At 73.9% G+C, this 26,602-nt stretch carries 15 protein-coding genes; 6 read left to right on the top strand and 9 right to left on the bottom strand.

Annotated elements, in window-relative coordinates; all coding sequences use genetic code 11:
- Positions 1-45: 45 nt before the first annotated feature.
- A complete protein-coding gene (locus FJ309_01345) occupies positions 46-759 on the bottom strand; it encodes a hypothetical protein (protein MBM3953264.1) in 714 nt (237 codons plus the stop codon).
- Between the two features lie 165 nt (positions 760-924).
- Between FJ309_01345 and FJ309_01340 the strand changes: the two genes are divergently transcribed.
- The 3 genes from FJ309_01340 (at position 925) to FJ309_01330 (ending at position 12,484) form a co-directional block, all read left to right on the top strand.
- A complete protein-coding gene (locus FJ309_01340) occupies positions 925-1,710 on the top strand; it encodes an inositol monophosphatase (protein MBM3953263.1) in 786 nt (261 codons plus the stop codon).
- Positions 1,711-5,182: 3,472 nt separating this feature from the next.
- Positions 5,183-11,323 (top strand): hypothetical protein, encoded by a 6,141-nt coding sequence (locus FJ309_01335; protein ID MBM3953262.1) that lies wholly within the window; start codon positions 5,183-5,185, stop codon positions 11,321-11,323.
- Between the two features lie 159 nt (positions 11,324-11,482).
- Entirely contained in the window at positions 11,483-12,484 is a 1,002-nt protein-coding gene (locus FJ309_01330) for a hypothetical protein (GenBank protein MBM3953261.1), read from the top strand.
- Here the strand turns inward: FJ309_01330 and FJ309_01325 are convergent.
- The 3 genes from FJ309_01325 to FJ309_01315 all read right to left on the bottom strand — a co-directional run bounded on the left by FJ309_01325 (position 12,427) and on the right by FJ309_01315 (position 14,795).
- A complete protein-coding gene (locus FJ309_01325) occupies positions 12,427-13,398 on the bottom strand; it encodes a phosphatidate cytidylyltransferase (protein MBM3953260.1) in 972 nt (323 codons plus the stop codon). The genes FJ309_01330 and FJ309_01325 overlap by 58 nt on opposite strands.
- 3 nt (positions 13,399-13,401) lie before the next feature.
- Complete coding sequence (locus FJ309_01320; GenBank protein MBM3953259.1) at positions 13,402-13,989, bottom strand: 1-acyl-sn-glycerol-3-phosphate acyltransferase; 588 nt, start codon at positions 13,987-13,989, stop codon at positions 13,402-13,404.
- A gap of 128 nt (positions 13,990-14,117) precedes the next feature.
- Entirely contained in the window at positions 14,118-14,795 is a 678-nt protein-coding gene (locus FJ309_01315) for an MBL fold metallo-hydrolase (GenBank protein MBM3953258.1), read from the bottom strand.
- A gap of 340 nt (positions 14,796-15,135) precedes the next feature.
- On the opposite strand from FJ309_01315, the gene FJ309_01310 reads away from it, so the two are divergent.
- The gene (locus FJ309_01310; protein ID MBM3953257.1) at positions 15,136-16,155 is read left to right on the top strand and encodes a DUF1571 domain-containing protein; all 1,020 of its coding nucleotides are present in this window, start codon (positions 15,136-15,138) and stop codon (positions 16,153-16,155) included.
- Between the two features lie 17 nt (positions 16,156-16,172).
- Here FJ309_01310 and FJ309_01305 read toward each other — a convergent pair whose 3' ends face one another.
- The 5 genes from FJ309_01305 to FJ309_01285 all read right to left on the bottom strand — a co-directional run bounded on the left by FJ309_01305 (position 16,173) and on the right by FJ309_01285 (position 24,352).
- Positions 16,173-18,815, bottom strand: coding sequence for a S9 family peptidase (locus FJ309_01305; protein MBM3953256.1), 2,643 nt, complete (start codon positions 18,813-18,815; stop codon positions 16,173-16,175).
- Positions 18,640-19,392 carry a LysM peptidoglycan-binding domain-containing protein gene (locus FJ309_01300; GenBank protein ID MBM3953255.1) on the bottom strand — a complete coding sequence of 251 codons (753 nt, stop codon included), beginning with the start codon at positions 19,390-19,392 and terminating at the stop codon, positions 18,640-18,642. The genes FJ309_01305 and FJ309_01300 overlap by 176 nt, the downstream gene beginning before the upstream one ends.
- A 325-nt stretch (positions 19,393-19,717) precedes the next feature.
- Positions 19,718-20,653: a 16S rRNA (cytosine(1402)-N(4))-methyltransferase RsmH gene (gene rsmH / locus FJ309_01295; GenBank protein ID MBM3953254.1), complete on the bottom strand. Its 936-nt coding sequence runs from the start codon at positions 20,651-20,653 to the stop codon at positions 19,718-19,720.
- Entirely contained in the window at positions 20,650-21,951 is a 1,302-nt protein-coding gene (locus FJ309_01290) for a dehydrogenase (protein ID MBM3953253.1), read from the bottom strand. The genes rsmH and FJ309_01290 overlap by 4 nt, the downstream gene beginning before the upstream one ends.
- A 127-nt stretch (positions 21,952-22,078) precedes the next feature.
- Positions 22,079-24,352 carry a S9 family peptidase gene (locus tag FJ309_01285; GenBank protein ID MBM3953252.1) on the bottom strand — a complete coding sequence of 758 codons (2,274 nt, stop codon included), beginning with the start codon at positions 24,350-24,352 and terminating at the stop codon, positions 22,079-22,081.
- Between the two features lie 70 nt (positions 24,353-24,422).
- Between FJ309_01285 and FJ309_01280 the strand changes: the two genes are divergently transcribed.
- On the top strand, positions 24,423-25,502 hold the full coding sequence (locus FJ309_01280; GenBank protein MBM3953251.1) for a beta-lactamase family protein: 1,080 nt from the start codon (positions 24,423-24,425) through the stop codon (positions 25,500-25,502).
- Positions 25,503-25,519: 17 nt separating this feature from the next.
- Positions 25,520-26,593: a tRNA preQ1(34) S-adenosylmethionine ribosyltransferase-isomerase QueA gene (gene queA, locus FJ309_01275; GenBank protein ID MBM3953250.1), complete on the top strand. Its 1,074-nt coding sequence runs from the start codon at positions 25,520-25,522 to the stop codon at positions 26,591-26,593.
- The last annotated feature ends 9 nt before the right edge of the window (positions 26,594-26,602 follow it).

Below are 26,602 nucleotides of genomic sequence, written 5' to 3'. Positions count from 1 at the left end.
CAGCGCAAAAACCGCGCCGCAATCGCCGGGAAAACGCCAGCCGGATCAGGCTGTGAGCGGTGGTGGCTCGGCGTCGAGGTGGTCGAGGAGGCGGACTGCCCAGGCATCGTCGCCGGCGGTCGGGCCGACGGCGGCCAGCACGCGTCCGCGGAGCAGAACCCCCTTCTCGACGCGGCCGGAAAACAGCCCGCAGCGCACCGTCACCCGGTCGGGTGCGATGCCGACGGTGAACGACCGGCGATCGGCGGGATGGACGGCGATCAACACGGAGCGCTGGTCCGGGCCGCGGACCAGCGCGGCATTCGCCACCGGATCGGCGCCGACGCGCCACCGCGGCGGAGCGGCCGTGGACGCCGCCCAGCGCACGCAGTTCCCCGGGATCCGGCTGTCGACCGCGATCCGCGGATCGCTGTCGAGCAGCGCCGTCTGCGCCGACACCACCACCATCCAGGCGGCGATCCCGGCCGGGGCCGCGACACCGCTCTCCAGCCAACGCCACATCGCCGTCGTCCGCAACCGGCGGGCGTCGGCCGGTTCGTACACCGCGACGACGTCGTCGCCGCGCACCCAGTGGTCGATCAGCGCCGGAGCGGCCCCGAGATCGACGGCGAGGAGGCGGCATGCCGCACCGCCGGAGGGCCCGACGGCCAGGCCGTCCGCGGGGCATGCCGGATCGAGTGCTGCAGTCGTGCCGTCGCGGGTGCCGCTGAGGCGGTGTTCACCCACCGACCATGTCGGTCGCACCGTGGTCGGATTCACTCGCCTGCTCCAGGGAAGGAGGAGCGACGCGATCCCCTCCGGGGCGAACGATCGCCGCGTCGGTAGTGTACCGCCCGGCTACAGCGGCGCGGCGTTTCCCCGGCGTCCACCCCGACACCGCGGCTACACTTCGGGTTCGATCCTGTGCCGCACCGGAGAGCCCGCATGCCCGATGAACTGGAGGTCTGCGAGGCTGCCGCGCGTGCCGGGGGCCGGGTGCTGCGGGAGTGGGTCGGCCGGTTCGGCGTCTCTGCGAAGGGGCCGCGCGACTTGGTGACCGAGGCCGATCTCGCGGCACAAGAAGAGATTCGCGGGATCCTCCTCGGCGCGTTTCCCGATCACGGGTTCATCGGCGAGGAAGGGGGCCACGTCGGCGGCGGTGCCGACGCCCCGTGCTGGTACGTCGATCCGCTCGACGGCACGACGAACTACGTCCACGGCTTCCCCGCCTACTGCGTGTCGGTGGCACTGGCGCGCGGCGACGAGATCCTCGTCGGCACGATCTACGATCCGCTGCGTGACGAATGCTTCACCGCCCGTTCGGGTGCCGGCGCGTGGCTCGACGGCACGCCGATCCGGACCTCCGGCACGACCTCCGCCGCCGACGCCCTGGCGACGGTCGGTTTTCCTCCCAACGTCGACCCCGACGAGCCGGCGGTCGCCGATTTCCTCGCCGTCCTGCCGGTGTTCCAGGGGATGCGGCGAACCGGGTCGACCGCGCTCAACCTCGCGTTCGTCGCCTGCGGCCGCTGCGATGCCTTTTGGATCCGCCGCATCGCCCCCTGGGACGTCGCCGCCGGACTGCTCCTCGTGGCCGAAGCCGGCGGCGTGGTGCTACCGATCGGGCCGTCGTACGGCTCCCGGGTGTCCCTCCAGCGCCCCGCCTTCATCGCCGCCGCGTCGCGCCCGCTCGCCGAGGCGATCGCCGTGGCGCTCGCGCGAGAGCGGTGATCCCGGGCCGCTGGAACACCGGTCGCAACGCAGGTGACGATCGTGCCGGCGGGACCCTGAGGCCCGCGAAGGCAGGGGAGGGTGCGTCACCTTTGCCGGCAGGCTAGTTTTGAACACGGAATCGCGCTCGAACTCACCCCGTGCGAGGGGGCCGGCATCCGCTGTGCCGGCGGGGGTCTCGAGTCCCCGGATCGAGCCTCGACAGAGGGAACCGACGAGATCGGGAGCCCGCGCGGATGATGTTGTGCCCCGATCACCGCCGCTCGAGCGCCGTCCGCGGTCGCCCGGGTTCGTGGTCCGCGCGGCAGCCGCATCCGAGCCGCGTGCGGCGCCTCGCGCCGGCATGTGTCGCGGTGTTTCTCGCGTGCGTCGCGGGGATCCCCGCCATCCCCGGCCAGGAACCAGCGGCCGGTTCCGGCAGCCCCGCGTCTGGATCCCTGGAGGGAAGCGCCGGCCCGGTACCGTCTCCCTCCGCCGACCCCACGGCTGCGGCCGCGCCGGGGCGTGGCCAGGGAGTGCCGCTCCTGCCCACCGCACCCGACATCTTCTACCTCGAGGACGACCGCGGTCGGCTCGTGCCCGTTCCGGGATTCGGCTACGCCGACTTCATGGAAATGCTCCGCCTCCGGCAGGGGCTCCCTGGCGTCGGCCAACCCCCCCCCGCGCTGCTCCAGTCGCTGACGCTGACGCTCGACCTGCCCGGCGCCGGCGGTGGCCGCGACTGCCGCGCTGCCTTCGACGCCACGCTCCGGCAGACGCGCGCCGGCTGGTGCAGCGTCCCGCTCGACCTGGCCGGACTGATCCTCGACGGTCCACCGACGCACGAGGGGGATGGCACCGTCGTCATCGATGCGGAGTCGGTCGGCGGGCGCGGCGGCGACGGCCCGCCGGGCTACCGCTGCTGGCTGCAGGGGCCCGCCGACGGGCGCCACCGTGTCGCCGGCAGGGGGCGGTTGCCGCTCGAGACGGCAGGCGACGAGCTCTCGCTGTGGGTGCGGATGCCGGCCGCGACGGCGACGGCGCTGGTGCTCCGCTCGGCCCAACGGGATCCACTGGTGACGCTGACCCCGGCGGGCGTCGAGCCACGCGTCGAAAGCGTTCCCGACGGGGGCAGTGTGGTCACCTGTGTCGGGCTCGTCGGTCCGACGCAGGTCCGCATCGGACCGCGCGGCACCGCGCAGGCCACCGCCGGCGCCGCGCCGGAGGCGTCGGTGGAGAGCTTGGTGCGGATCGACGGCCGGATCGCCGCCTGGCAGACGCTGCTCGCGCTGCGCAACCTCCCCGCCGACCTCTCCCAGGTGACGGTCACGCTCCCGCCCGGCGCGACGGCCCGCGGTGTGCGCGGTGGGACGATCGCGCGGCGCGAGACCGTCGCGCCGGCACCCGCCGGCGAGTTGCCGGTCGAGCGGCTCACCGTCGACATCTCCCCGTCCGCCGACGGCCGGGCCGTCGTCGAGTTCGACGCCGAACGGTCGATCGACCCGGAGGCGCGCGTCCTGGAACCGCTCGGTTTCGTGGTCGAACAGGTCCTTCCCTGGCGCCAGCACGGGCGCGTGAGCCTCGCCGTCGAGGGGGATTGGCAACTGGAGTGGGATGACGCCGGGCGCGCCCGGCGCGTCGATCCTCCGGCAGCGGCCCGGCGCCCCGGGCTGTCGGCCGCGTTCGCCTACGACACCCAGCCGGCGTCGCTGCCGATCCACGTCCGGGCCCGCGGCAGCCGGGTGGTCGTCGAGCCCGAGTACCGCTACGCCGTCGATCCGGGGCGGATCGGCCTCGAGGCGCGGATCCGTCTGTCGGTGCGCGGCGCGCCGATCAACCGTCTCGCGCTACGGCTCGACGAGTGGGCGATCGACGACGTCGCGCCGGCAGGCCTCGTGGACACGGCGGCGATCCGCGTCGAGGACGGGGTCCTGTTCGTGCCCTTCCTGCAGCCGCTGGCCGGCGATGCCACGATCGATGTCCGCTGCGGGCGGGCCGTCGATCGCGAGGAACGCCGGCTCGCCTGGACGATCCCGGTTCCCGAGGCCGACCTTGTCGCCCCGGCGAGCGTCACGGTGTCGGCGGCCAGTGACATCGAGATCGTGCCCGACGGTGCCGCGATCCGCGGCCTGGTGCGGCAGGCCTCCCCGACGGCGCCGCGCGATGCCGCCGAGCGCTCGGTCCTCACCTACCGGCTCGACGGCACCGACGGGACGTTCGTCGCCGACCGCCGTTACCTCTCGCAACGCATCGAGGCGGCGGTCGCGACCACGATCTCGTTGACCAGCGACGTGGCGGTCGTCGACGAGACGATCCGCTACACCGTCGCCCATGTCGCCCTCGAGTCGATCGACCTGACCGTGCCCGAGGCGGTGGTGGTCTCCGGCGCGCTGGAACTGCGCCAGAGCGGGCAACCGCTCAACCCGTTCCCGGTCCCGACCACGGGGCGGAGCGGGACGCGTATGGAGACGCCGCCGTCGACCGACGGGACCGGGATCGTCAACCTCCGCGCCCTGCTTCCCCAGCCGCTGCTCGGCTCGGGGGAGCTGACGATCCGCTACGAACTGCCGATGCCCGCCGTGCCCGCCGACGCGACGGCGGCGCTCGACGTGCCGCTGGTGCTCCCCGCCGAGGGCAGGATCACGCGCCAGTCGCTCGGGCTCGTCGTCGAGGGCGCGCTGGCGGTCGACGTCCGTGCCGCCGGTTGGGAGCGCGACACGCTGCCGTCGAGCGCGGCTCGGGCCTGGACCAGCGCCCGGCCGCAGGCCACCGTGCCGTTGGCCGTGTCGGCTCGGCAGGGGACGTCGAGCGGCGACACCGTCGTCGAGGGGGCGTGGTTCGAGACACGCGTGCTCCCCGACGCGCGCGAGGACCTGTGCACGTATACCGTCAGCAGTTCGGCACGCCGCTTCGAGCTGGCGATCCCCGAGGCGTGGCGCGCCGACGGGACGCGGGCCGCCAGCATCGACGTCCGCGTCGACGGCCGCCCCGTACCGACCGTGGTCCGTCCGGACGGCCGGCTGACGGTCGAGTTGCCCTTCGACGGGAACGACGCGGGGGGGCGCGGCGCGTGGGTCGTGGCGATCGAGTGTCGCAGCAACCGCGACGCCGTCGGTCCGGCGTGGTTGCACCTCGCCGGCTGGATCGGCCCGTTGGCTCTCGAGGCACCCCTCCCCGCCACCGGCGTCGTCCAGCGCCGTTCCTACTGGGAGCTGCGCCTCCTCTCCGACGAGCACGTCGTCGTGCCGCCGCGGCGCTGGACCAGCCAGCAGCGGTGGACGTGGAGTGGGGGCTGGTTCGAACGGCGCCCGGTCGTGTCGCGCGAGGCGTTGGCCCGGTGGCTGGAGACCAACCGCCGCCTGGCGGCCGATCGCGCCCCCGCCGTGGATGCCGGTTCTGCGGTCACCGACCTCGACCCGCCGCTTGCCGAGCGCCGTGCCGTCTGGTCGGCCGTCGGGCCGCTGCCCGAGGCGCGGGTCTGGCTGGTGCCGACGTGGTTGCTCGTCGCGGTGTCCTCGGGCACGATGCTCGCGCTCGGCCTGCTGGCCGTCCATGTCCGCACCGCGCGGCAGCCCGCGGTCGTCGTCGGCGTGATCACGGCGCTGCTGGCGGCCGCGGCGTTCCGCCCCGAGCTCGCTCCGCTGGTCGCCCAGGCGGCGATTCCCGGCGCCCTGCTGGCGGCACTGGCCGGCGCGCTGCGGAGGTGGAGCACGGTCACCGCGCCGCGTGTCGTGGCGCCGCGGCCGTCTTTGATCGTCTCGCCGCAGTCGTCAACGCGCCTCGTCGTTCTCGCCGACGGTGCCCGCCCCGCGCTTCCCACCGAGCCGCCGACGGCGGCAGGACGGGCGCTGCCATGAGCGGAGCCATCAGCACCGGACCCACCGGCCGGGTCGGTTGCCTGCTGGCAGCGTTGGGGCTGGCGACGCTGGGGCTGGCGACGATGGTCGCCGTCGGCGCCGAGCCGGAGCCGCAACCGCTGCGATTCACGCGCGTCCACGTCCCGGCCGGCCGGCTCGGCGACGCCGATCTCGGAACCGAGCGGCGGGTGCCGCTGCCGGTCGCCGAGTTCGACCGCCTCGTCGCGGCGGCGCTGGCCGCCCCGTCTGCCGGCGGCGCCACCGACGCGCCGCGGCCGCTGGCCGACGCCGGACGGATCACCTGCCGGTTCGATGCCACCGGTCGTCCGCTGGGGACCCTCGTGCTGTCCTATCCCGACGGCCCGACCGCCCCGCCGGCCGACGTGGCACTCGGCCGGTTCGCGGTCCGCCGCGCCGCCCGGGAAACGGCCGAAGGCACCGGCCCGGCCCTGATCCACGCGCTGGCCGACGGCGCCACGGCTCTGCGGATCGCCGGGCCAGGCACCTACCGCTGCGACTGGGAAGGGGATCCCTCCCGGCCGGTGGCTGCCCCGGGCTCGGCGCCGGTGGTCGTCGATCTGCCGGTGGCCCCTGCGTTGGCGACCGTGGTCGAGATCGAGGTCCCGGAAGGGCGCCGCCCCGTCGGCGGCGGCGTGGTATGGGAAGCGATCCCCGCCGAGCCGGTGGCCGACGTCGTCCCCGGCGCCGCGCCCCCCGGGCGCACGTGGCGGGCGGTGGTCGGCCCGGTCGCAGCCCTGGCGGTGCGTTTCGCGGCAGCCGGCTCCGAACCGGTCGGCCTCCGGTCGTGGACGACGTACGACGTCGGGCCGGGCGCCGTCACGGTGCGGACGGTGCTCGAACCGGTTTCCGACTGGATCGACGGCGTCGTGGCAGTCCGGATCGATCACGGCGTGACGCTGATCTCCGCCTCCGTCGCCGCCGGAGCGGAGCGGGGTCGGGTGCTGCCGTGGACCGGGCGCGAGGGAGCAGTGGAGGTGTCGCTGCCGGCGGCCCTGGCGGGGACACGGATGCCGTTGGCGATCGTCGGCATCGCCCCGACAGGCGCGGACACCGTCGCTCTCCCCTGGTTCCTCGCCGGCGCCGACGAATGGCGCGGTGGGGGCATGACGCTGCGCGTCGATCCCGCGCTGGCCCTGACCGGCTTGGAGGCCGACGAGGCGATCCCCGTTGCCCCCACCGCGGCCGCCGCCTGGCCCGCGCTGAGCGACACCGAACCGGGGACCGACGGGGCGCTGGTGCATCTGTCGGCCCAGGGCCCCGAGGCGCGCGTCACGGTCACCGTCGAGCCGCGCGGGCCACTGCTCGACATCGCCCGGGCGACGACGGTCGACATCGCCGCGGCGCGGGTGATCGGGGTCGCGATCTGCGACGTGCGTGTGCCCCGCGGCGAGGCCTTCGTCCTCACGGGCCGGATCGGGCCCGGCTGGATCATCGATGCCGTCGAGCAGGGAGTGCCGGGCGGCCGGCCGGGGGACGTCGTCGCGAGCCGCCCGAACGCCCCCCCCGACGAGGCGATCGAGTGGCGTGTCAGCGCCGACGCCGCCGGCAGCCGGCTCCGCGTCGGTCTCGCCGCAGCCGCCACCCCCGCGCGACCGCTGGCGCTGCGGATCACCGGCCACCATACCGGCCTCGACGTCGGCGGCGCGCTGGCGGTCCGCGACCTGGAGATGGTGGCCCTCGATGGCGAGGGCGAGGGGCAGGCGGCGCTGGTACTTCGACCGCCGACCGACGCGATGCTCGACATCGAGCCCGCCCCGGCGGCGCTGCCGCCGCCGGTGTCGCGCGTCGCGGCGTTGTTGGGAAGCGAACCGGTCCGGTCGTGGCTTCCCGCCGGATCGGCCCTGCCGGCCGCGGAGGTCCGGCTCGTCCGGCGCCGTCCGCCGGTCACCGTCCACTGCCGGGTGGGGATGACCGTCCGCGACGACCGCGTCGCCGAGACCTACGTCTTCGAGTGCCAGCCGGGGGAAGCCGCACTCGACTCGCTCGTCGTCCATTTCTCGGAGCCGATCGAGGAGTTCGCCGAGTGGACCCTGCTGCGCCCCGGGTCGGGGAGCGTCGTCGCCCGTCCGGTCGACCTGCCGGGGCGGCGGGGTGGCGAGTCGAGTTGGCTGATCGACCTCGTGCCACCGGCGCGCGAGACGGTGACGATCCGGGCGGCCCGCTCGGTGGCCCTCGCCGGGGTCACGGCGGTGCCGCTGGCGCGGGTCGAGGGTGCGGTCGCATTCGCCGGCGAGGTGGTGGTGCGGACTGCCGGCCGGCGGCGCCCCACCGTCGTCAACCGGCGGCTCACGGAACTGCCCCCCGCGCCGACGCGCCCCGGTGATGCCGACGCGATCGTCGCCGAGTTCGGCTTCGACGGCGACGCGGTCACGGCCGCGGCCGCCGAGGGGCCGGCCCTGGAACTGGTGCCCGACGGCGGCGGGGGCGAGCGCGACTCCGGGGCCTGGGTGTGGAGCCAGACCGTCGACTGCTGGTGCCACCGTTCGGGCCTGACGGAGGTCGAATCGCGGTTCGCGATCGAGAACCATGGCCGGCCTTCGCTCACGCTCCAGCTTCCTCCCGGCAACCGTCTCCAGGCGATCCTCATCGACGGTCGGCGTGTCGTCACCGACCGCGACGGCGCGGTGGGCGAACTGTCGCTCGACCTCCCCGTCGATCAACGCCATGTCGCGCTCACCGTCCGGTCGATCGCCGCCGACGAGGCTGCTGCCGGCTGGTTCGTCTCGTCGGCGGGGGCGACCGTCGACCTGCCGGTGCTCGAGCGCGCGTGGCGCGTGTGGCTGCCCCCCGGTGTCGACCTGCTGTCAGGTCCGCGGCGCCATCGTGAGGTCGGTGCACCCGGCCTGGATTGGTGCCGCCGCCTGTTCGGGTTCGACGTGCCGTCGGCCGGCGCGGTGCCGCCCGAGGAATCCGCCAGTGGCGCCGGTGGCCTCGTCGCGGGGTGCCGGGAGCGGGTGTTCGTGCCGCTTCCCGGGCCGCCGGCCGACGACCGCGTCGGCCTGATCGCCAGCGAAGATCTCGAGCGGATCGCGTTTCTCGCCGGCACGCTGCTCACCGGCTGCCTGCTGGCAGCCGCGGCGTGGCGACCGGGGGTGCTGACGCTGGGGCCGTTGGTGGCGGGGCTGGCGGCGCTGTGGGTTCCGGCGCCGTGGCACGTCGTCGCCCGCGCGGTTTGGTGGGGGATGGCGGCGGCATTCCTGGCGAGCCTGGCTTCGCGACGGTGGCGCCGTGATGCCCGCGCTGCGGCGCTGGTCGCCCTCGCTCTCGTCGCCGGGCGTGCCGACGGCGACGACGCGACCGGCTTGAACGTGATCGTGACCCCGGTCGGGGGCGTGCCGACGGCGCTGGTTCCGGAGTCGCTCTTCGACCGGCTCGGGGCGGTCGGGTCGGGTGCGCGCCCCCGCGTCCTCGGCGTCGAGCTGACGATTCCCGGTCCGCAGGCTGCGGCCTGGGGGGTACGCGTCGAGATCGACGCCGATCCCGGGTCGAGCCTCGTGGTCCCCCGGGCGCCCGGCACGGTGCCCGCCGAGGGAGCCGTCCTCGTCGACGGGCGCCGGGTGCCGTTGTTGGGGAGCGACCGTGGCGAGGCATGGGTCCCGATCACGGAAGCGGGGCGACACCGGGTGGAATGGAGCGTGATCCCCGAGCGGATCGACCGCGGCGCCGTCACCGTGGAGATGGCGGCGTTTCCAGCCGCCCCGCGCGCCGTCGCCACCGTCGGCCCCGGCCAGCTGTCGCGCGGCCCGCTGGTCGAGATGGCGCGTCCCGGGGGGCCGTTCGCCGCGGCGCCGCGCGACACGGCGTGGTCGGAAGGGGCGCTGGGAGCCTACGACGTCGCGGGTGCCGACCGGGTGGCTCTCGTCGTGGCGCCGCCGGCGGTCGTCGTCGATCCGGTGCCGCGCGCGGCGCGGAGCCGCAACGACATCGTCTGGGGGCCGACGGCGTGCCGAGTCGAGTCGCGGTTCGAGATCGAGATGGGCGACGACCTCGTCCCGGCGGTCGTGCTCAACGCCGATCCGCGCCTCGTGCCCGAGCGCGTCGACGATCCTGCGATCGCGCTCGAGGCGCTGGCGCAGGGGCGGTTCCGCGTCGTCCGCGCGCGACCCGAGCCGGGGCCGTTCCGGTTCGGGTTGGCCTGGACCCTGCCGCTCGACGAGCCGACGGGTGTCCACCCGCTGCCCGAGGTGTGGCTCGAGGCGCCGCGGGCCGACGAGCGTACCGTCCGCCTCACACCCGCCACCGGCCTGCGGGCCGCGCTGCTCTCCTCCGGCCCGGTGCCCGGCGCGCGTCCGGTCGCCAGTGGCGCGGAGTTGTCGTGGCGCGTCGACCGTGGGGCCGCGGACGCCTCCGCCCCGCCGCTCGACGGGCTGCCCGCCGCCGCTGGGTTGACCGGCGCGGGGCGCGTGCTCGTCACCCGCGCACCGCCGGTCACACGGGGGACGCAGCAGCTGCGCCTCGCGCTCAATGCGGGCCGGATCGACATGACGCTGCAGGCACGGATCGAGGCCGACGGCGCCGTGGTCGCGATCCCGCTCCGTGCCCGGGGCGACGTCCAGCTCGGCAACGTCACGCTCACCGACGAGACGGGGGCCGAGGGGACGCGTCAGGCTCTCGACGTGCGCCTCGTGGCGGGAAAGGGGGCGGACGGACGCGGCACCTGGACGGTCGTCCTCCAACGCCCGCGGGCGGGACGGCTGCGCCTCGACGTCGAAGCGTTCGTCGCCGCGCCGCTCCCGGCCGAGGGCGACCTGCCCACCCTCCAGGCGTTGCTCGAGGGGAGCGGCCCGCTGGTCGTGACGTGGTCGGCGGTCGACGGGATGGCCGCCGAGGTCGCCGGCGCCGAGGCGGCAGCGGCGGGGGTCTTCGAGCTGCCGCCCGACGCGCCGCCGACCGGCTACCGTCTGGTCGCCGTCCCCCGGCGCGGCGACGAACCGGCCGCGCCGGTCCCCGGTCCGACACCGCCGGCGGCTCCCGCGGCGCCGAGCGGGCCGCGGCTCGAGCTGGTCGATACCGTGCTGGCGGTCGATGCCCGGGGGCGCGGCTGGGGCGTGGCCCGGCTCGACGTCGTCGCCCTCGATCCGATCCTCAGGCTTTCCTTGCCCGGCGGGTGTCGCCCCTACAAGGTGTTCGTCGACGGTCGTTCGGTGTCCGATCCGGTGCCGGTCGGCAGCGCCCAAGCGCTGCGCTGGGAGATCAGGCTGTTCGACGTCCGCTGGCCGCGCTCCCTGGAAGTGGTTTTTGCCGGCGAGCTGGGGGCCGGGATCGACGGCGGCGACCTCACCGCGCTCGACGCGCCGGGCATCGACGGCCTGCCCGCCGCAGCGAACCTGTGGACGATCATGGTGCCGCGCGCGACGGCGCTGCGCGTCGCCCCCCCCGCGGCGATCGTGCCGGTCGACGCACTGGCCGGCGAACGCGCCTTGGCGCTCGAACGGTTGGCGGCCGACTTCACACGGGCGATCGCCGCCGTCTCGCCCGCGGAGGCCACGCGCCTCGGTGATCTCCTCACGGCGCGACGGTCCCCGCCGTCGCTGCGCGGTTTCGACACCGCCTCCGTCGGGACGACTGGCGCCGATGCGTTCGCCGTCGGTGCCGCAGTGGTCGGTCCGGGGAACGGCGCCCCGCTCGTGTTCCGCCTCGTGCGCGGCACCGACACGACGGCCCCGGCACGGGCCCTGGTGTCGGCCGCCGCGGTCGTGGCGTGCGGCATCCTGCGCGTCGTGTGGCGCCGCTTCTTTCCGGCCGAATCGGCCTGAAAAGCGGTCTGGCACCGCTCCGCGCCCCTCCGCTAGTGTCCCCGCGCTCGTGGGCCGCGGCACCCCGTGTGACGACGCGGTTCGCGGTTCGCCGCGGCGGGATCGTGGCCCGAGGGTCACGGCTGCGGCGGACCGGTTCACACGGAGGTGACGACGGACATGGTGCGTCGAGTGTGCGGGCACGGATGGCTGGCGGCACTGGTCGCTCTCGCCGCCGCCACCGGGGCGGAGGGAGCCGGGTACCGGACCGCGAATTTCATCGTCGACGCCCCGACTCCCGATCAGGCCCGCCGGATCGGCGACGCCGCCGAGCAGTACCGCCACGACCTGGCGATCGAATGGCTCGGCGCACCCCTGCCGCGGTGGAGCCGGCCGTGCCCGATCCGTGCCCAGGTCGCGCCGAACCTCGGTGCCGGTGGGGCGACGAGCTTCGTGTTCGACGCCGGCGAGGTGTTCGGCTGGACGATGACGATCCAGGGGAGCGAGCAGCGGATCCTCGACTCTGTGCTCCCCCACGAGATCACCCACACGATCTTCGCCACGCATTTTCGCCGCCCCCTGCCGCGCTGGGCCGACGAGGGGGCCTGCACCACCGTCGAGCACCCCGTCGAGCGCGCCCGCCAGCACCGGCTGCTGATCGAGTTCCTCACGACGCAGCGTGGCATCGCCTTCCCGCAGATGTTCGCGATGCGCGAATACCCGGCCGACGTGCTTCCGCTCTACGCCCAGGGCTATTCGCTGGCCAGGTTCCTCATCGAGCGCGGCGGACGGCGGCGGTTCGTCGCCTTCGTGGGCGACGGTCTGGCCGGCGAGGATTGGTCGGGTGCGCTGGGGCGCCACTACGGGCTGCCCGACGTGCCGCGGCTCCAGGGGTTGTGGCTCGACTGGGTCCGGGAGGGCTGCCCGGCACCGCCGACGGCGAGCATCGCTGCCGCCGCGCCTCCGGTCGCCGGAGACTGGGCGGCGCGGGCCCGTGGCCAGAGCCCCGATCCGACGCCGGCACCGGCTGCGGTCGCCGCGCTTCCCGGACGGCGTTCGATCTACGCGCTCCAGGCCCGCCATGCCGGCAGCGGGGATCCGTCGGAGCTTCCCGCCGCCGTCGGTCAGACGCCGGCGTTGCCCAGCGCCGCAGGGCCGGCCAGCGCCAACGTGAGGTGGTAGAAGACCGGCGCGGCGAAGCACAGCGAGTCGATCCGGTCGAGGACGCCGCCGTGGCCGACGACGAGCGTGCCATGGTCCGAGACGCCGCGGTCGCGTTTGATCGCGGCCATCGTCATCCCTCCGGCGAAGCCGAGCAGGGCGATCACGAGCCCCGCCAGGGCCGCCTGCCAGGGGCCGTACGGCGGGGCAAACCACCACAGCGCCGCCCCCAGCGCCGCGGTGCAGGTGGCGCTGCCGACGAGCCCTTCCCAGGTGCGGACGGAGCTGACGTCCGCGGCGACGAGGTGGCGACCGAGCAGCCGGCTCCACACCCGCTGCGAGGCGTCTGCGAATTGCACGAGGAGGACGAGGAAGAACAGGAGGGGGAAATTGCCCGTCGGCGGCGAGCCCGCCGTCTTGATCTGGAGGAGCGCGGGGGCGAACGAGACGCAGTACACGCAGACCACCAGCCCGGCCTGGATCTTCGCCGTCCGCTCGAGGAACCGCGTGTAGTCGCCGGTGAAGGCGACCCGGGCCATCACGAACAGCGTCGCGTAGACCGGCAGGAAGACGCTGAACACGTCGTAGCGGTTGTAGGCCACGAGGACGTAGTGCACCGGGGTGAACAGCACGAACACCCAGAACAGCGCCCGGTGGTCGCCGCGGCGCGTCGGCGTGAGCGTGATGAATTCGCGCAGCGCCCAGAACGACAGCAGGCCGAACAGCGTGACGGTGGCCGTCACCCCCAGCCAGCAGGCGGCGGCGAGCAGCCCGCTCATGATCCACCAGCCGCGGAGCCGCTGGTTGAAGGCGCGGATCGCGGCCTGGTCGAGCCCACGGTCGGTCCGCCGGGCGAGGAACTGTCCGACGGCCGTGGCCACCGCCAGCAGGCCGAGCACCCCGGTGACGAGGACGGCCGTGCGCAGGTCGTTCACCCGCTACTCCTTCAGCGCCAGGACCGCACGGCGGGCGCGGGCGAGGAACTCCGCCTTGGCCTCGTCGCGCTCGAGCCAGAGCGGCGGACCGAAACTGATGCAGGAGAGGAGCGGCACGGGGAGGAACTCGCCGCGGGGCAGGACGCGGTTGAGGTTGTCGATGTGGACGGGGACGAGCTCGATGTCGGGGCGCTTCTTGGCGAGGTAGTACAGCCCGCTCTTGAACTCACCGACCTCGCCGGTGACGCTCCGGCTCCCCTCGGGAAACACGATCAGCGACCTCGTGGTGCCGATTTCGCGGAGCATCAAGTCGACCGGGCTTTGGTGGACCTTGATGTCAGTGCGGTCGATGAGCAGCGCGTCGAACACCTCCTCCGCCAGCCAGCGGCGGACGACACCGCGCGACCAGTAATCCTTGGCCGCGACGGGGCGCGTCAACTCGCGCACCGGCTGCGGCAGCGATGCCCAGACCACCAGGGCGTCGAGGTGGCTGGTGTGGTTGGCGAAGTAGACGCGCTGGCAGGTGTCGGGCTGGCTGGAGATCCAGCGGACGCTGGCTCCCGACAGGAGCCGGGCGAGGGCGGCCAGCATCAGCCCGGCTCCGCGGCACAGCGGCGATCGGGCCCCGCGCGCGGTGTCGGCCTGCGGTGGCGGCGCTGGCGCGGTGATGTCGGCGGGGGAGAGCATACGGCAATTGTCCGTGCGGTCGGGTTCGTCGGTCAATCGACGGCGGGGACGAACGGGTTGTGGATCCGTTCGTGGCCGATCGTGGTCGGCGGCCCATGGCCGGGGAGGACGACCGTGTCCGGGCCGAACGCGTAGAGGCGCGAGCGGATGCCGGTGGCGAGGCTGGTGAAATCGCCATCGGGGAAGTCGGTCCTGCCGATCCCCTCGTGAAACAGCACGTCGCCCCCGAGGACCACGATCGGGTGGCCGGCGAGGACGAAAATGACGTGGCCGCGGGAGTGGCCGGGGAGGGCGATCACGGTGAGCGGAAGGCCGGCGAAGTCGAGCTGGTCGCCGTCGTCGAGCAGCCTGTCGGCGGGGGGGGCCGTGATCGCCACGCCGAACGCGGCCGACAGGTTGGCGACCGCGTCGACGAGTTTGTCGGCGTCGTCGCGGCCGACGAGGATCGGCACCCCGGGCCAGTGCCGGCGGACGGCGTGGCAGCCGGCGATGTGGTCGGAGTGGCCGTGGGTGAGGAGGATCGCGGCCGGGGTCAGGCCGCGCTCGACGATCGCCTCGATCAAGTCGCCGGTCTCGAAGCCGGGATCGACGACGACGCAGTCGCTGCGGTCCGGGCGATGGACGACGTAGGCGTGTTCGGCGAACGGAGCCGACTCGACGCGGACGACCGCGACGGAGGGGGCGGGGGTGAGGGAGCTGACCGTGGCCATGGCGGCGGGGGGAAGGGGAGGGATCCGTGGAGCATGCTCGTGGGCCGGGGAGAGGGCAAGGGGCCACCCGGGTCGGTGGCGGAAAAAGTCGCCGTGGAACGTCGCCGGCCGCCGGACGGAAGGTGTCGTTCCAGCCGGTCGCCCGTGAAAAACGCTGGTGGTGTTCCCGGTTGCCGAGCGTTGCCACCAGTCACGGAAGCAGGCTCTTGGCGGCCGAAATCGCCATGGTTTCAGGCCCCTACGACCGCTACACTCCCCGCAGCCAGCAGGATCGGCGGCGTTGGCGGGGCGACCCTGACGCCGCGTTGGGAGTGGTTCATGCCCGTGGGCGGCGACGGCGATGAAACCCGCTGACGCACACGGACGACGCGGCGGGAGCAGGCTCCTCTCGCCGAGCGCCGAAGACTGCCAGGGAGCGCTTGCCAGGGATGGCTGGCGCGACGCCGGTTCGATCGATCCACGGAGGGTGAACGTGATGGCTTCGCAGCGCGGGCTCGCGGGTTTGGTATTCGGCGCCGCACGGGGGTGCCTCGTGCTCGCGGTGCTGGCCTTGCCTGCCCGGGCACAGCAGGCGCTCGGCCCTGGCCTGCTTCCCCAGGGGGGGCTGCCGGAGGGCAACATCGGTGCGCCCGATGCCGTTCCCGCGCCGGCCGGCCCCCATCCGCTCGACGCGGCCGTCGAGGTCGCCCGCAAGGGCTTGGCCGGCATCGAGGCCGGGATCCAGGACTACTCGGCAACGGTCGTCAAGCGCGAGCGGATCGACCGCAAGCTCGGCGAACACGAGTACATGTTCGCCAAGATCCGCCGCGCCCCGTTCAGCGTCTACCTCTATTTCCTCGGCCCCGACTCGGTGAAGGGCCAGGAGGTGATCTACGTCGACGGCCGCAACGACGGCAACATGCTTGCCCATGCCGGCAGCGGCGTGAAGGCGATGGTCGGCACGGTGTCGCTCAAGCCGCAGAGCATGCTGGCGATGTCGGGCCAGCGCTATCCGGTCACCGAACTGGGCGTCGAGAACCTCACCAAGCGGCTCCTCGAGGTCGCTGAATACGACAAGCAGTTCGCCGAATGCGAGGTCAACTTCTTCCCCGGGGCGAAGGTCAACGGCCGCGTCTGCACCTGCATCCAGGTCACGCACCCGGTGCCGCGGAAGAACTTCCGCTTCCATCTGGCCCGGGTGTTCATCGACGACGAACTGCAGATCCCGATCCGCTACGAGGCCTACGACTGGCCGACGGAGGCGGGGGGCCAGCCGTTGCTCATGGAGGAATACACCTACATGAACGTGAAGATCAACAACGGCTTCACAGACGCCGACTTCGACCCGCGCAACACCGCCTACAAGTTCGGCGGGAAGTGACGGCCTTGGGCTGACACTCACTCGCGCGGGCGGAGCCAGCGGGGTTCGGCGCGCGGCTCGACGCCGAGCAGCGTGCGGACGAAGAAGTCCAGGCGCTTGCGCACCAGATACGGCGTCTCGCCGACGCCGTGGCCGCCCCCCGGCACGACCACCAGCTCGAACTCCTTCCCCGCGTCGATCAGCGCCTTGGCCACCTGGAGCGTCGACGACGGATCGACGTTGGTGTCGAGCTCGCCGACGGTGAGCAACAGCGCGCCTGTGAGCTTCGCGGCGTGGACGACGTTGGAGTTGGCCGCGTACTCCTCGCCCACCGGCCAGCCCATCCAGGCCTCGTTCCACCAGATCTTGTCCATCCGGTTGTCGTGGCAGCCACAGTCGGCCGCCGCGGCGTCGTAAAAATCGCCATGGTGGAGAAGTGCCGCCAGCGCGTTTTGCCCGCCGGCGCTGCCGCCGAAGATGCCGACGCGCTCGAGGTCGAGCTCGGGATGGGCCGCAGCGGCCGCGCGGAGCCAGGCGATCCGGTCGGGAAACCCGCCGTCGGCGAGGTTCTTGTGGCAGACGTCGTGAAACGCCTTCGAGCGCCAATTCGTGCCCATGCCGTCGATCTGGACGACGATGAATCCCAGCTCGGCGAGCACCCGCTCGCGCGGCTGGAAGCCCCACGCCTTGGGCACGTGGTGGTCGTGCGGACCGGCGTAGATCGACTCGATCACCGGATAGCGCCGCTCGGGGGCGAACGTGCTCGGCCGGATGACGATCCCGTGGATGTCGGTCGCGCCGTCGCGCCCCTTGGCGACGAACCGCTGTGGGGGGCGGAAGCCTAGGGCGAGGAGATCCGCCGGATCGTCGCGCCCCAGCTCCGCGACCAACGAGCCATCGGCCGTGCGGCGCAGCTCCGTCACCCAGGGGTGATCGACGCGGCTCCAGCGGTCGATGAACAGGCTCCCGTCGGGGGAGATCGTCCACTCGTGCGTGCCGTCGGCCGCCGTGAGGCGTGTCAGCCGGCCGTCGTCGATCCCGACGCGTACCAGATGGCGGTGGTAGGGATCCTCGTCCGGTGCGATCCCCATCACGGTCAGCCAGACCTCACTCCGCTCGGGATCGACGCGCTCGACGCGGCGGACGTTCCAGGGTCCGCTCGTGAGTTGGCGCGCCGACGCTGACTCGACGTCGACGACGTACAGATGGTTGTGGCCGTCGCGCTCGCTCGCCCAGAGCAGCTCGCGGCCGCCGGGGAGCCAGTGGAGGAATGTCTTCTGGGAGTAGTCGATGAACGTCGGGCTCGTCTCCTCGACGATCGTGCGGAGGGCGCCGGTCGTGGCGTCGATCGCGACGAGGCGCAGAAGCCGGTGGCCGCGGCGGTTGTAGAGGCAGGTCACCGCGCGCGAGTCGTCGGCCCAGCGGACCTCGTCGATGCTCCAGGGATCGGGAAACGCTCCCTCGTCGATCGGGATCGGCCGCCGCGCGACCAGGTCGAAGAGGCGCGGCCGCGGCACGGCGATCCGGTCGCCCGGCTTGAGGTAGTCGATCCGCCTGGTCTTCGGCTGGAGGCGATCCGAGGGCGACGATTCCACGAGCACCAGTTCGCGGCGCTCGGCGGGGATCGTCTTGAACCCGAACGCCCGGGTGCCGTCGGACGAGACGTGCCACGGTCCCGCGTAGGTGTCGTCAGCGCTGCCGTCGGTCGTGAGCGGGTACTCACCGTCGGCGGCGACGAGCACGAGGTCGTGATCGCGAACGACGACGCGCGGCAGCGCCGGCGCGGCGGGCGCCGTGCCGGCCCCCTCGTCGGCGGTCGCCCGGGCACGCGCCGCGGCATCGAACACCGCCCGCCCGCCCTCGGCCGTCGCGACGAACACGCCGGCGATGTCGTCGGCGGCGAAATCGCCGATCCATACATGGCCGGCGAACGTGTGTTGGCGTTTTTCGGCGCCGGGATCGAGCGTCCCGTAGGGACGTGGCTGGCCGGCCTCGTCGATCCAGAAGATCCGCACCGGCCGATCGAGGGCGTTGACGAGCACGATCTCGGTCTCGTCACCGCCACTCCGGCTCGGTCTCCACGACCGCCGCGGTTCGAGCAGCGGCGGAGGCGGGGGCGTGATCCCAAACTCGGCCAGCGACCGAGCGTCGCGACGCGTGCCATCGGCCGATACGGTCACGAACAGCGGCCCGGCGGCGGTGGCACTCTCGAACCACACGCCGCCGCCGTCGAGCCAGTGGATCCGCGGTTTGAACCGCCGATGCAGTTGCGGATACCCGGCCACCGCCTCGGCATGGGCGAAGCCGACAAAGGTGTCGCGGACGATCGACTCATCGGTGGCATCACCCTGGCCGCGGACGGCTTGGGCGTGGACGGCAGGCTGGGGCGCGACGGTGATGATCGCCAGCACCACGACGACGCGATCGGCGAGCCGTGCCAAGCCGACGATGGGTTGGCGAGGGAGTCCGTGCATCCCGGCAGTGTGGTCGGCAGGGGTGCCGCGGTCAATCCGCGCCGCGCTGGTCTCCGACCGCGGCCGGCGCGGGCACGAGCCGCGGCCAGGCTCCCTCGAGCCGGCCGACCGGCGGGATCTCCAGACGCGTCCCCGGCACGAGCGACACACCCGGATCGACCTGGCGATTCCAGGCGTAGAGCGCCTTGTAGTAGCGGCCATCGCCATAGGCGCGCTCGGCGATCGCCCACCAAGAGTCGCCAGGCGCCGTCACGTGGGAGTCGCGAACAGCATCGGGCTTGGCGTGCGGCTCGGGAGCGACTGCAATGTCGACATCGGCGAGCGGATTTGTCGGCGTTGTTGATACACGTGTGACCGCTGCTACGTCCGCCGGAGGCACGTCCGGTGAGTCCGCCGAAGGCGGTTCCGTCTGGTCGCCGCCGGGCGGGTCATCGACAAACGCCGCGCGGGTGACCTCGTCGTCGCGTGTGGCGAAGGCGCTGCGGCCGGCATAACGGTCGAACGCGGGCGGCGGATCGTCCGGAGTGGCGGCCGGAAGGGGGCGGTCGTCGGGAGCGTCGAGCGCCGGCGGTTCGACGACGAGCTGTGGCTCGGCGACCCGCGACGGCGCGTCGATATCGGGACCGGCGCCCGCCGGAGGGCGCGGGATGAACAGCTTCGCGCCGAGGATCGCCACGAAGCCGCCGCACAGCAGCCCGAGGAAGCCGAGGAGGATCTGCTTCTCGCGGTTCATGGGAGCCACCGACGGGGCTGATCGTGGAGGAATCGACGGACTGAACGGCATCGACGCGCTGCCGCACCCGCGGGGCGGCCATGGCCGGGCAGACTATCCCCGATGGCGTGCGTCGCGGCCAGACCGATCCGGCCGCGGGAACAGGGGGGTTTTCGGCTCACCTGCACGGCGAGTGACGAAAACCGGACGGCGTCATGGTTGCATTCCGATCACGGGACCCGCGAAGCCCCTCCGCCGTCGCCCTCGCATCGGCCCGTCGCCCCGTGCTGCGGGTCGATGCGAGGGCAAAGGCGCGAGGGGCGCCCCCCCTCTGTCGAGCCCGAGCGGAGGCTCCCCGGCGCGGTGGCCCGTCGAACCGCCGGAAGACCCGATCGCGTCATCCTTGCCGCCGCGCCGCGCGCAGCTTCGCCGACCGGCCCCGCGGATTGCGGGCCACTTCCTCCGGCCCCGCCTCGACCGGTGAGCGCGTCAGGCGCTCCCAGGTCTGGGCATTGAGAAACGCCTGCTTCACCAGCCGGTCCTCGAGGGAATGAAACGAAATCACCGCCAGGCGCCCACCGGGGCGGAGGCGGCCGGGGATCCGCGATAGCGCGATCGACAGGCTCTTGAGCTCCTCGTTGACGGCGATCCGCAGCGCCTGAAACGATCGCGTCGCCGGATGGATCCGCGCCGGCGGATGCTGCGGTGGCACGGCCAACGCCACCACGCGCGCGAATTGCCGGGCGGTACGGATCGGCTCCTTCTCGCGGACGGTGGCGATCCGGCGGGCGATCCGCTTCCCGTAGCGCTCCTCGCCGAAGCGGTGGAGGATGTCGGCGAGCGTCTCCGGGCGCAGCCGGGCGACCAGCCGCCACGCCGGCTCCCCCTCGGAGACGTCGAAGCGGAGGTCGAGCGGCCCGTCGGCGTCGAACGAGAACCCGCGCTCGTGGTCGGCGAGCTGGTCGCTCGACAGGCCGATGTCGAGGAGGACGGCGTCGACGGTGTCGATCCCCACCGCGTCGAGCACCTCGGGGATGTCGCGGAAGTTGGCGTGGGCGAGGCGCACCGGCCGGCCGGCGAACTCCGCCGCCGCGCGCTCGATCGCGCCGTGGTCGAGGTCGCAGGCGATCACGCGCCCCGTCGGGCCGACCGCATCGAGGAGGAGCCGCGTGTGGCCACCGCCGCCGAGCGTGCCGTCGACGACGGTCATCCCCGGCTCGAGCGCCAGCAGGCCGAGCGCCTCGGCGGCGAGGACGGGGGTGTGGACGGTCGCGGCACGCCGCGGCGGGGGGGGGTCGGGGGCGGTGCCGTCGGCCGGTGCGGCGTCGTTCACGGCGCCGCCAGGTTCACGCACACCAGCTCCTTGTCGTTGCGCGCGTAGACGCGGCGGCCGGCGAACGCCGGGTGCGACCAGCAGACGCCGCCGCGCTGCGGCAGCTGGTCGGTCGTCGGCTCGAGGATCGCCGTCCGGCTCGTCTCTTTGCAGCCCGCGGGCGTGAGCCGCGCGACGATCAACTCGCCGCGCTCGTTGAACATCCACACCGCGTCGCCGTCGCCACGCTGGACGATGTGGATCGTGCTCCAGCGCGCCTTGGGGGTCGCCGTCAGGTCCTCCCACACCCGGTCGCCTGTGGCGGCGTCGAGGCAGCGCAGCTCGCCGTAGCTGTCGACGCCGTAGACGTGGCCGCCGAGGAACAGCGGCGTGCCGATGATCGAGTGGAGCGCGTCGGTCTGGCGCTCGCTGGCGCCGACGCGGTGCCAGAGGACGGTGGCGGTGGGGGCGTCCTGCCCGAGCCGGAGCATCATCGACCCGTCGTAGAAGCTGGTGAGGAACAGCCGGTCTCCTGAGACCACCGGCGTGGCGACGCCGATCGGCATGTTGCGCGGCTTGAACGGGACCTGCCAAAGGACGGCGCCGCTCTCCGGCGCGAGCCCGGCCACGCTGTCGCCGGTCCAGACGACGAGCACGCGCCGCCCCGCCTGCGTGACGATGATCGGCGCCGTGTACTGGCCCCGGTCGGCCAGCGCCCGCCAGAGCTCGCGGCCGGTGGACTTGTCGAGCGCCACGACGCACGCGCCGTCGCTGCCGCCGAGATGGATGATGAGGCGCTCGCCGTCGACCAGCGGCGCGCCGGCGATCCCCCAGATCGGCATCTCGACGGCGTAGTCGGTGCCGAGGTCGCGCTGCCACTCGACGCGGCCGTCGGCGGCGGCGAGGCAGTGGAGATGGCCCATCGCCCCCAGGGCCCAGACGCGCTCCCCTTCGACCGTGACGCTCGCCCGGGGGCCGGCCTCGTAGCCGATGTTGCGGTAGACGCAGGGGTATTCGTGGGTCCACAGCGCCTTGCCGGTGTCGGCGGCGAAGGCCAGCACGCGCTCCACCTGGGCCGGCTTCGTCTGCCTGTCGGTGACGAACACCCGCCCCCCGGCGACCACCGGGCCGGAATAGCCGGGGCCGATCGGGGCCCGCCACGCCGGCTCGAGGCGCGGCGCCGCGAAGTCCTCGACGGTGCCGGTCTCGCGCCACACCCCGTCGCGCTGCGGGCCGCGCCACTGGGGCCAGTCGTCTCCCCGGGCCGTCGGTCCGGCGACGAACAGGGCCACCGCCGCCCAGGCGAACGAGCGTTGCATCCGACGTTGCTCCCACGACCGCCCGAGCGCGGCGGCGTGCCGCGCAGGTTCGTCGGTCCTCCTCCGCAGGATACCAGCCGCCGTCAGCGGCCGATGCAGACGAGCTTCCCGCGGCGGCGGCGGTGGATCATCGGTCGGCTCCGGGGGGGGTCACGGTGTGGGCGGCCCCGGCGCGGCGGTCGAGGAAGTCCTCGATCGAGCGCCACAGGTGGACGCCCAGTTCGGGGCCGGCGATCCGGTGCGTCTGGCCGGGGTAGACCATCATCTCGAACAGCCGGCCGGTCCGCTGCAGCCGCGCGGCGAGGGCGGCGCTGTTGTCGAAGACGACGTTGTCGTCGGCCATGCCGTGGACGAGGAGGAGCGGGTCGGTGATCCGGTTGGCGACAGGGACGACGTCGGCGCGGTCGAACGGCGCGCGGTCGAGCGCCGGGTTGCCGAGGTAGCGCTCGGTGTAGTGGGTGTCGTAGAGATCCCACGCGGTCACCGGGGCGCCGGCGACGCCGGCGACGAACGCCCGCGGGTGGGCGGCGAGCAAGCGGAGGACCATGTAGCCGCCATAGCTCCACCCCTGGACCGCGAGCCGCCGTGGGTCGACGTCGTCGCGGGCCGCGAGCCAGGAATGGCCGAGCATTTGGTCGGCGACTTCGATCGCGCCGAGGTTGCGGTGGATCGGATCCTCGAACGCCTTGCCGCGGCCGCTCGTGCCGCGATTGTCGAGCGAGAACACGTGCCAGCCGCGGCGCACGAAGTACTGCGCCGTCAGGCTCCCCCAGCGCCGTGCCGCGAGCGGGCCGACGCCGGGGCCGCCGTACACGATCACCAGCGCCGGCGCCCTCTCGCCGGCGGCCAACCGTGGCCGGAGATGGGAGAAATGGAGCGTCGTCCCGTCGGGCGTGACGAGCGTGCCGAACTCCGGCGCGACGTGGCCGGCCATGAACGGCGCGTAGGGATGATCACCCTCGGGGCGGTTTTCCTCGATCCAGCGGAGCCGTTTCCCGGCCGCGTCGGCGAGGTAGGTCTGCGGCGGCTGCGTGGGCGTGGAACGCGTGACCAGCGCGCGGGTGGCGGACCGGTCGAGCGCCGCGTCGTGCCAGCCTCCCGGCTCGGTGAGCCGCCGGGGCGGCGTCGCCGGGCGGCCGTCGCGCGGGAGGTCGACGGCGTACAGATGGCGCTCGAGGGGCGTGTCGGTCCAGCCGATGAAGAACACGCGCCCCGCGGCCGCGTCGAAGCCGACGATCTTGTCGAGGGCCCAGGCGCCGCGCGTCACCTGCTCGGCGGCCACGCCGCCGACGAGCCACACGTGGCGGAAGCCGTCGCGCTCGCTGGAGAGAAGCACGCGGCCGTCGGCCAGCGGGCGGAGCTCGTCGCCGAGGTTGATCCACGTGCCGTGGGTCTCGCCGTCGACGGCGGTGCCCTGGCCGGTGGCGGGGTCGAAGCGGACGAGCTCGAGCCGCTGCTGGTCGCGCGACTGGCGCTGGACGAGGATCGAGCGGCCGTCGGCGGCCCAGGCGACCCGGGCCACGTAGACGTCGGGGTCGGCGCCGAGATCGAGGGGCACCGGCGCCGTGCCGGCGGGGGCGCCGGAAGAGAACACGAACAACTCCACGCGGGCGTTGGCCGTGCCGGCTCGCGGGTAGCGCTGGGTGTGGACGCGCGTGCCGTCGGCGCCGATCGCCGCGCGTGTGACCAGCGCCACGTCTGCCTCGTCGACCCGGGTGGCCACGAGGCGCGTGCCGTCGGGGCTCCACCAGACGCCGTCGCTGCGGTCCATCTCCTCCTGGGCGACGAACTCGGCGACGCCCCACGTCACCGCGCCGCCGCCGTCGGTCGTCAGGGCGCGCTCGGTGCCGCTGGCGAGGTCGTGGAGAAAAAGGTTGTGGTCGCGCACGAACGACACGGCGCGGCCGCCGGGGGCGATCCGGGCGTCGAGCTCGGTGGCCGCCGTCGCGGTGAGCCGCGTGACGGCGCCGTCGGCCGCGGTGACGACATACAGATCGCCGTCGAGGGGCACGAGGACCTGGCTGCCGTCGGCGCTCCAAGCGTAGTCGACGACGCCGCGCGTGCCGCCGAGCCGGGCCCGCTCGCGCCGCATCTTCTCTTCTTCGGAGACCTCGGCGCCGCTGCCGAGGGCCGTCGAGTCGACGAGCATCCGCTCGGCGCCGGTCGTCGTGTCGATCGCCCACAGGTCGTAGCGTTCGCGGTCGGCGGCGCGGGGACGGAGGAGCGTCGCGAGCCGGCCGTCCGGCGCGAGCTTGAGGCCACGGGGAACGGGCCCGGAGAGCGCCGGGCTCCCCATGATCCGCTCGAGCGACAGGTCGGCTGCCGGGACGGCCGCGCAGGCGACCATCCCCACGAGGTACGGCAGGCCGCGGCGTGCGATACTGATGATGGTGGCGAACATGCCAGGAATGTAGCACCGCGCGGCGCGGCCCCGAAAGCGGGCCGGCGAGGAGACCTGGAGGATGGCACGGATGGATCGGCGAACGGCGATCGGCACGGGGCTCGGCGTCGTCGGGGGCCTCGCCGCCGGGCCCGCCGCGGCCGCGATCGACCGCGCCGCCGCCGGCCTGGCCGGCGCAGTGACCACCGGCCTCGTGCGGGGGGCCGTGCTCCACGTCGCGGGCCCCGACGGCGCCGCGACGCATCCCTTCGGCGTCGCCGCCGACGCGTCGTTCCTCCTCGGGTCGATCGCCAAGCCGATCAGCGCCGCAGCGGTGATGACGCTCGTCGCGCGCGGGGCCGCCCGGCTCGACGATCCGGTGCACCGCTTCCTCCCCGACGTCGCCGACGGGGGCCGCGAGCGGATCACGCTGGGCCACCTGCTGACCCACGTCTCGGGACTCCCCGACCAGCTCCCCGACAATGATGCCCTGCGCCGCGACCACGCTCCGCTCGCCGAGTTCGCCGCCCGGGCGGCGCGGACGCCGCTGGCCTTCGCCCCCGGCGAGCGCTATCGCTACTCGAGCATGGGGATCCTCCTGGCCGCGCGGATCGCCGAGCGGATCACCGGCGAGGACTTTCGGGCGTTCGTCGCCCGGGCGGTGTTCGAGCCGCTGGGGATGACGCGCTCGGCGCTCGGGATGGGGCGGTTCACCGCCGCCGAGGTCGTGCCGGTGCAGACCGAGCATGCCGCGCCCGAGGCGGGAGGCGGCGATCCGGCGGCGCGCGACTGGGATTGGAACAGCCCCTGGTGGCGGGCGCTGGGAGCGCCGTGGGGGGGCGTGCAGGCGTCGGCCGCCGACGTGGGCACGTTTCTCGCCGAGTTTCTCGCCGCCAACGGCCGGCTGTGCGCTCCCGACGTCGAGCGGCAGATGATCCGCAACCACAACCCCCCCGGGATCCGACCGCGCGGCCTCGGGTTCGACATCGGCAGCGCCGCCGGCAGCCCGGGCTGCTCCGCGGAGACGTTCGGCCACACCGGATCGACCGGGACGATCGCCTGGGCCGACCCGACGACCGGCCGGGTGTGTGTCGTGCTCACGTCGCTGCCGGCCCGGGCCGTGACGCCCCACCCGCGCGACGAGGCGGCAGCGCTCGTCGCCGCCGGTTGACGCCGATGAGCGACGCCATGCCGACGGCCGACCCGACCCCGGGCGAATGGACCGCCGACTACGACTACGGGCTCCCGGACGAGCTGATCGCGCAGGAGCCGCTCGCCGACCGGACGGCGGCCCGGCTGCTCGTCGTGAACCGGGCGACCGGGGCGCTCGATCATCGACACGTCCGCGATCTCCCCGCGATCCTCCGCCCCGGCGACCTCGTCGTCGTCAACGAGACGAAGGTCGTACCCGCGCGGCTCGTCGGGCGCCGGGCCCGCACCGGCGGGAAGTGGGAGGGGCTGTTCCTCCGCGCGACCCGCGCCGGCGACGCCTGGGAGATCGTCGCCCGTTCGCGCGGCCGGCCGGCCCCCGGCGAGCGTGTCGTCGTCGACGCTGCCGACGGCGCGGGCACGTTGACGCTGGAGCTGGTCGGCCGCGGCGCCGGCGGAGCATGGCTCGTGCGAGCCGACGCGCCGGGGACGGCGTTCGACATCCTCGAGCGGTTCGGCCGCGTGCCGCTGCCGGGGTACATCCGCCACGGCGAGGCGGTGGCCGCCGACCGTGACCGCTACCAGACGGTGTTCGCCCGGACCGCGGGCTCGGCGGCCGCGCCGACGGCCGGCCTCCACTTCACCCCCGGCCTGCTCGCCGCGCTGGCGGCGCGCGGGATCGGCCGGGCGGCGGTCACGCTCCATGTCGGCCTGGGGACGTTCCGGCCGATCGCCACCGAGCGGATCGCCGACCATCCGATGCACGCCGAGTGGTGCGCGTGCCCGGCGGAGACGGTGGCGGCCGTCGCGGCGACGCGCGCCGCCGGCGGGCGCGTGGTGGCGATCGGCACGACGGCCCTGCGCACGCTCGAGACGGCGGCGCGCGGGGGCACGCTCGCCCCCTGGGAAGGCGCGACCGAGCTGTACGTCACCCCCGGCTACCGCTTCCGGGCCGTCGACTGCCTGCTCACCAATTTCCACCTCCCGCGCACGACGCTGATGGTCCTCGTCGCGGCGCTCGCCGGGCGCGATCTGGTCCGCCGGGCCTACGAGGCGGCGCTCGCGGAGCGCTACCGGTTTCTCAGCTACGGCGACGCGATGCTCATCGAGTGAGCGCCGTGG

The sequence above is a fragment of the Planctomycetota bacterium genome, assembly GCA_016872555.1.
Lineage (GTDB): Bacteria > Planctomycetota > Planctomycetia > Pirellulales > UBA1268 > F1-20-MAGs016.
The sequence above is the reverse complement of the archived record's forward strand: the minus strand, read 5'-3'. Positions and strand labels throughout refer to the sequence as shown.